This window comes from Sphaerospermopsis kisseleviana CS-549 (assembly GCF_028329225.1).
GTDB lineage: Bacteria > Cyanobacteriota > Cyanobacteriia > Cyanobacteriales > Nostocaceae > Sphaerospermopsis > Sphaerospermopsis kisseleviana.
Genome location: NZ_JAQMTI010000024.1, coordinates 20,614 through 27,662, shown reverse-complemented (window position 1 = coordinate 27,662; position 7,049 = coordinate 20,614). Strand labels below are relative to the sequence as shown.

Genomic DNA, 7,049 nt, shown 5'->3' with positions numbered 1-7,049 from the left:
GGGGACTGGTGACTGGGGACTGGGGACTGGTGACTGGGGACTGGTGACTGGGGACTGGGGACTGGTGACTGGGTAATCAATTTTATGTTTTTTAATCAGCAATTCCCAATTACCAATTACTAATTACCAATTACCAATTCCCAATTCCCAATTACCAATTACCAATTACCAATTCCCAATTACCAATTCCCAATTACCAATTACCAATTCCCTAAGATAAAAAACTCTGTACCTCACTAGCTTGGTAAATACTATAACTAATGAATAATGAATAATTCCAAACCACCGATATGGCGTGATTATCGTTTTTTGCAAATTGCAACACAAGTTATAGCTGTCATTTTAGCAATAGCTATAGTTACTATATTATGGATAAATGTCAACCGCAACTTACAGCAATTAAGAATTAACTTTGGTTTTGATTTTCTCCAGCAACAAGCGTCTTTTGATATTGGCGAAACTCCTATTAACTATAATCCCACTGATACCTATCTGCGTGCTTTATGGGTTGGGTTAATTAATTCCTTGCGTGTAGCAATTTTGGGAATTATCCTCACAACAATTGTGGGAATAACTGCGGGAATTGCGCGTTTATCTGATAATTGGTTAGTGAGAAATATCAGTTTAGTTTATGTGGAGATTTTTAGAAACACACCCTTATTATTACAGTTGTTATTTTGGTACTTTGCAGTTTTTCTGAGTTTACCAAATTTAGAAAATAAAATTTCTGTTTTTGGTTTCATTAAACTTAGTCAAAATGGTTTAGAAGTTCTGGGTTTTAACTTAACTCCAGAATTTTCGACATTGTTATTAGGGTTAACTTTTTACACAGGTGCGTTTATTGCCGAAATTGTCAGAGGTGGGATAAAATCAGTAGCTAAGGGACAATGGGAAGCGGGTTTATCTTTGGGTTTAAAATCAACTTTGTTAATGCGGTTGATTATTTTTCCCCAAGCTTTGCGGGTAATTATTCCCCCACTTACCAGTCAATATTTGAATTTAACTAAAAATTCTAGTTTGGCGATCGCTATTGGTTATCCAGATATTTATTTTGTTGCTTCTACCACTTTTAACCAAACGGGAAAAGCTGTAGAAGTGATGATATTAATTATGCTTACCTATCTCACTCTTAGTTTAATTATTTCCTTGATGATGAATTTAATCAATCATAAATTTCAGATCAAAGAAAGATAGTTATCAATTGATAATTGACAATTGACAATTGATAATTGTTATCTCGTTCCCAGTCTGAGACGGGGAATGCTATCACATAGTCTCTGACTATGGTTTAATATAAGCCAGATTCTTCTATAATTAATTCCCATACAGAGTATGGGAACGAGAACAATAATAAATAAACAATAACCCATGAATAAATTAACTTGGTTAAGGAAAAATCTCTTTAATAACTGGTATAATACAGTATTAAGTATTCTGTGTTTAATCTTTCTCTTTTGGATAATTAAAGGAATAGTAGTTTGGGTATTTACTCAAGCACAATGGCAAGTTATTCAAGCCAATTTACATTTATTTTTAGTGGGGAGATTTCCTAAAACCTTATATTGGCGTTTGTGGATAGTTTTAGGAATCATCACAACTTTAAGTGTGATAACCTGGAGTTTATTTACCAAAAAACAAAATGTCATCAAAAACCGATTTTCTCAATTTATCACACCTTGGCTTGCACCAGCATGGTTATTATCTTTTGCAATTAATATCTGGTTAATTGGAGGAGGTTTTGGTTTAAAATCTGTTTCCACAAATCTGTGGAATGGGTTCATGTTAACATTATTAATGGCAATTGTTAGTATTGTTCTTTCCTTTCCCATTGGAGTATTATTAGCATTAGGAAGAACCAGTAATTTATTGATAATTCGCTGGTTTTCTATTCTTTATATTGAAATAGTTAGAGGACTACCATTAATAGGAATTTTGTTTATTGCCCAAGTTATGTTACCTTTATTTTTACCAAATGATTTACGTTTAGATCGCTTAATTAGAGGAATTGCGGGACTGGTTTTATTTAGTGCTGCTTATATGGCTGAAAATGTACGCGGTGGTTTACAATCAATTTCCAGGGGACAATTTGAAGCAGGAAAGGCACTAGGATTAAATTCAGTTTTAGTGTTAATATTAATTATATTGCCCCAAGCTTTACGCGCTGTAGTTCCGGCAATTGTGGGACAGTTTATAGGTTTATTTAAAGATACTTCATTGTTATCTTTAGTGGGTTTGGTGGAATTAACAGGAATTGCTCGTTCTATTTTAGCACAACCGCGATTTTTAGGGAGATATGCAGAAGTTTATATATTTATTGGGGCAATTTATTGGGTATTTTGTTATTCAATGTCTTTAGCTTCTCGCAGGTTAGAAAAGCAAGGTGACAGGTGACAGGTGACAGGTGACAGGTGACAGGTGACAGTATTAAAAGCTTTTAATTGTATAAGTTATCGTTTTACTAAATGTTCTAATTACCTTGTCTACAGCTATAGACAATTATTCAATTGAGGTTGAAATATATGAAAGCACAAGAAACAATAAAAGCACCAATTATTATCGCTGAGGATGTTCATAAGTGGTATGGTAAATTTCACGTTCTTAAAGGAGTGAGTTTAACAGTCAACCGGGGTGAAGTTGTTGTTTTAATGGGTCCTTCCGGTTCAGGAAAATCAACTTTTATCAGAACATTTAATGCTTTGGAAGAATATCAACAGGGAAAAATAACTATTGATGGAATTACTTTAAGTAGTGATTTAAAAAATATTGAAGCTGTCCGCAGAGAAGCGGGGATGGTGTTTCAACAGTTTAATTTATTTCCCCATTTAACAGTTTTACAAAATATCACTTTAGCACCGATTTGGGTACGTAAATTACCAAAACAAAAAGCGGAAGAATTAGCAATGCAACTGTTAGAAAGGGTGGGAATTTTAGCCCAAGCAAATAAATATCCAGGACAGTTATCAGGGGGACAACAACAACGGGTAGCTATTGCGCGTGCGTTAGCTATGCAACCAAAAATTATGTTGTTTGATGAACCGACTTCTGCGTTAGATCCGGAAATGGTGAGAGAAGTTTTAGATGTGATGCGAAACCTTGCTAGTGAGGGAATGACGATGGTGGTTGTAACTCATGAAGTTGGTTTTGCGCGGGAAGTTGCTGATAGAGTGGTGTTTTTGGATGGTGGTTTTTTGGTTGAAGAAGCAACTCCTGATGTGTTTTTTACTGAACCCAAGGAAGAGAGAACAAGGAAGTTTTTATCACAAATTCTTTAGGTAGGAGATCAAGGAGTCAGGAGTTAGGAGTCGGTAGGTTTTGAATCACCAATTCCTGATTTCCACGAAAAGACTTTTAGCAATTGACAATTGACAATTGACAATTGATAATTGTTTCATTGTCAATTTTTAATTGTTACAGCAGTTTTTATGTCTTTAGAGGTTGTTTGAAAAGTTTTAGATGGCGACTTTATACACTTGCAGATCCCCCCTAACCCCCCTTAATAAGGGGGTAACTAGAATCAAAGTCCCCCTGTTCAAGGGGGATTTAGGGGGATCTAAAATTTTTGATACATCATGAGGGACTTTTAAAACATCCTCTTAGACCACAGTCAGGGCGAAGCATTCGGACAATTAATTATCGGTTTTTACCGAAGACTATCATCCGAATGCTTCGCCCCTACATTTTTGACGCGAAACCTAAATCAAGAAACCTAAATCAAAATGTGGTTTATTTACCTGAAAATAGCTGTAATTGTCCATTATTGAAGGCTTACGCGACGCTCCGCTATCAGCAACCCCTACTTATTAAAACTTATTAAAAAATGAAATTTACCTGTAAATGCCAGTTTTCACCTTGACGAATTATCTCTATTTGCTGGATAAATTCTCTTAAATAAAATCGTCTTTCTACTTCTGATAAATCTAACCAAAATTGGGGAATAGAAACAACTTCAGCAACAGCACGCAAGTTGACAGGAGGGAGAATAGCTAATTTGGCTTGCATTTGAGAAATTTCTGTGCGAAGTTTATAAGCTCTGATTTTAGCTGTTTCTGGATCTAAAACTCCAGTTTCTATCAAGGTGGGTAACTGTTCAAGGATTTGTTGTTGATGTGCAATTTTATGATTTAAACTATTTTTAATAGTATCTAATTGGGGAAAATTCATTCCTGCAACTGCTAAAGGTAAATCTTGACAAACAATTTCAATTGTCTTTTCCAAAACATCTTGATAAGGAATAGCACGACATTTAGGATTTTGGGGACAATTTGTATTGCGTAAATATAAATACTCATGTTCTTGAAAACGCTGGGTAACACGAGTGACTATCATTCTAGACTGACATTGACTACAAACAACTAACCCCGCTAAAGAATGGGGCGCACTAGCGGTACGAGATGGTAAACGACTATTGCGGCGTAAAAGTCTGTCAACTTGCGCTGCTTCTTCCCTGGAAATGATACCTATGTGAGTGTCAGAAATAATTTCTCCATTTTGATAAGCTGTATCACCACGATAAACGGGGTTTGTTAACCAACGTCTGCCGGTAGTGACAGAGATTTTTTTAGCGTATTTTTTGGCTAGATAACGAACAGCACCGCGTAGAGAAGCATAAAGTAGAAAGTTGTCAAAAAAATCTTTGACTATAGGTGATGTACTGCGATCAATAATATATTTGTCTTTGCTTCTACGGTAGCCATAGGGAACTTTACCTGGAGGTGGTAAGGCTTCGAGACGATTTTTAGCGTGTCCTTGAAGGATGCGGCGACTACGTTGTTGACGCTGAATTTCTTGGAGTAAGTTGAGGAGTTCGACACGGAATTTAGCAGATTCAGATGTATATTGTTGTTCAGTAGCAATGACTATTACGCCCATAGCTTCTAATTGGTTGAGGCGATCGCTCACTTGTGCTAATGTATCTCCCAATTCTTCTAAACGTCGAATCAACAGATAATTTGCAGGTTCGGTTTCACAGTCACTTATTAATTGTTGTAGTTGCGATCGCTCTCCCAGGTCTTGATAAATGTGATCTACTTCCCAACCCCAACTAGCTTCATCGGGAGTAGTTTCCAACAGTGGATCACTATAGCTATAAGCAATAATTTTCATTAGTTTTCATTTATATCAGTTATTAGTTATCAACAGTCAGGAGTCAGGAGAAAGATAAATATTTCCTGTTTCCCCAGTCACCAGTCACCAAATAAGATTCATCTATGATTGCAGATTTAATCTTATAGAGAATATCAAAATTATTTATATCATGCCCTTTGAGGGTAATAAACTAAACCAATACCTACGGATTGCATAGCCTAAACCTAATCATAATCATCAGTCTCAAGATATATATTAGAAACTTTTAGCAAAATTTATCTCTATTTATAAATTTTTACTTATATGTCTAATCTAATATTTATTTAAGATTTAGCTCTCCAAGTAGTTGCATTCCTTAAAAAAACCTGTAAACTAATTTTCAATGGTTGAGAAATTTTTTGTAACTCATCCAACAAATCACAGTAATCCGCCTTTGTTTTCATAGCTAAGTTAGGCATTTTCCGTCGGAAAATGAGAACTTAGCACGACTGAATATATTGTATGCAAGTGCAAGAAATAAATTTTTCTTGTGGTAATTTTCATGGCTAAAAAATAGATTTGCAAAACCAGGAGATGTATTTTATGTCTGACTTTTTGAATCAAATTTCTCGCCGTAAATTTATCGTTACTGCCGGAGCTTCAGCAGGTGCAGTATTCCTGAAAGGCTGTCTAGGCAACCCTCCCGAAGCAGGTAACACAGGCGGTACGAATACAACTAATACTGCTCAACCAGTAGCGAATATTAGTGCAGAACAACAACCAGAAACTACAAAAGTTAAATTAGGATATATTCCCATCGTTGAATCTGCTCCATTAATTATTGCCAAAGAAAAAGGCTTCTTTGCTAAATATGGCATGACTGATGTAGCGGTTTCTAAACAAGCTTCTTGGGGTTCGGCCAGAGATAATATAGAAATTGGTTCTGCTGGTGGTGGGATTGATGGTGGACAATGGCAAATGCCCATGCCACATTTAATTACCGAAGGTAAAATTACTAAAGGTAATAAACCTATTCCCATGTATGTTTTATGTCAATTAATCACACATGGTAATGGTATTGCCATTGCTAACAAACACGCAGGTAAAGGTGTAACTTTGCAACTTGCAGGAGCTAAATCTTTATTTGCTCAATTAAAATCATCCCCCACACCATTTACCGCAGCGCAAACATTTCCTGGAGTTAACCAAGATTTTTGGATTCGTTATTGGTTAGCTGCTGGTGGTATTAACCCAGATACAGATATTAAATTGTTGACTGTTCCCGCAGCGCAAACCGTAGCCAACATGAAAACAGGAACAATGGATGCTTTCAGTACCGGAGATCCTTGGCCTTATAGAATTGTGAAAGACAAAATTGGCTTTATGGCTGCATTGACAGCAGAAATTTGGAAAGATCACCCCGAAGAATATTTTGCCATGCGTGCAGACTGGGTTGATCAACATCCTAAAGCAACAAAAGCCTTATTAAAAGGCATCATGGAAGCACAACAATGGTTAGATAATTTTGATAACCGCAAAGAAGCGGCGGAAATATTAGCTGGCAGAAATTATTTCAACTTACCTGTAGAGATTTTAATTGACCCATTCATGGGTAATTATGACATGGGAGATGGCCGTAAGATTAATGATAAAACAATGGCTGCTTTGTACTGGAAAGACGGTAAAGGTAGTGTTTCTTATCCCTACAAGAGTCATGATTTATGGTTTATCACTGAAAGCGTGAGATGGGGCTTTTTACCAAAAGATTACATTGCTAATAAAGGGGCAAAAGCTAAAGCTTTAATTGATAAAGTTAACCGGGAAGATATTTGGAAAGAAGCAGCAAAAGAAGCTGGTTTTACTGCGGATATTCCTGCTACTACCTCTCGCGGTGTCGAAACATTCTTTGATGGTGTAAAATTCGATCCTGAAGATCCAGAGGCATACATCAAGAGTTTGACAATTAAGAAAGTTAGTGCTTAGTT

General features: G+C 36.1%; 5 protein-coding genes. 4 read left to right on the top strand and 1 reads right to left on the bottom strand.

Translation table 11 applies throughout. The features are described from left to right. The first annotated feature begins 267 nt into the window (after nt 1-267). The 3 genes from PN497_RS01720 (at nt 268) to PN497_RS01710 (ending at nt 3,272) form a co-directional block, all read left to right on the top strand. Complete coding sequence (locus PN497_RS01720) at nt 268-1,194, top strand: amino acid ABC transporter permease (protein WP_096569490.1); 927 nt, start codon at nt 268-270, stop codon at nt 1,192-1,194. A 174-nt stretch (nt 1,195-1,368) separates the two neighbouring features. Beyond that, nucleotides 1,369-2,391 carry an amino acid ABC transporter permease gene (locus PN497_RS01715; protein ID WP_096569493.1) on the top strand — a complete coding sequence of 341 codons (1,023 nt, stop codon included), beginning with the start codon at nt 1,369-1,371 and terminating at the stop codon, nt 2,389-2,391. A gap of 128 nt (nt 2,392-2,519) precedes the next feature. Beyond that, the gene (locus tag PN497_RS01710; protein ID WP_096569496.1) at nt 2,520-3,272 is read left to right on the top strand and encodes an amino acid ABC transporter ATP-binding protein; all 753 of its coding nucleotides are present in this window, start codon (nt 2,520-2,522) and stop codon (nt 3,270-3,272) included. A gap of 538 nt (nt 3,273-3,810) precedes the next feature. Here the strand turns inward: PN497_RS01710 and PN497_RS01705 are convergent. After that, on the bottom strand, nt 3,811-5,103 hold the full coding sequence (locus PN497_RS01705) for a recombinase family protein (RefSeq protein ID WP_096569499.1): 1,293 nt from the start codon (nt 5,101-5,103) through the stop codon (nt 3,811-3,813). Nucleotides 5,104-5,667: 564 nt separating this feature from the next. Here PN497_RS01705 and PN497_RS01700 point away from each other — a divergent pair. Then, nucleotides 5,668-7,047 carry a CmpA/NrtA family ABC transporter substrate-binding protein gene (locus tag PN497_RS01700; RefSeq protein ID WP_096569500.1) on the top strand — a complete coding sequence of 460 codons (1,380 nt, stop codon included), beginning with the start codon at nt 5,668-5,670 and terminating at the stop codon, nt 7,045-7,047. Nucleotides 7,048-7,049: the final 2 nt, after the last annotated feature.

Excerpts from the sequence above, each read along its gene's own strand:
- PN497_RS01720 (WP_096569490.1), top strand. The coding sequence starts at position 268 with ATGAATAATTCCAAACCACCGATATGGCGTGATTATCGTTTTTTGCAA.
- PN497_RS01715 (WP_096569493.1), top strand. The coding sequence starts at position 1,369 with ATGAATAAATTAACTTGGTTAAGGAAAAATCTCTTTAATAACTGGTAT.
- PN497_RS01705 (WP_096569499.1), bottom strand. The coding sequence starts at position 5,103 with ATGAAAATTATTGCTTATAGCTATAGTGATCCACTGTTGGAAACTACT.
- PN497_RS01710 (WP_096569496.1), top strand. The coding sequence starts at position 2,520 with ATGAAAGCACAAGAAACAATAAAAGCACCAATTATTATCGCTGAGGAT.
- PN497_RS01700 (WP_096569500.1), top strand. The coding sequence starts at position 5,668 with ATGTCTGACTTTTTGAATCAAATTTCTCGCCGTAAATTTATCGTTACT.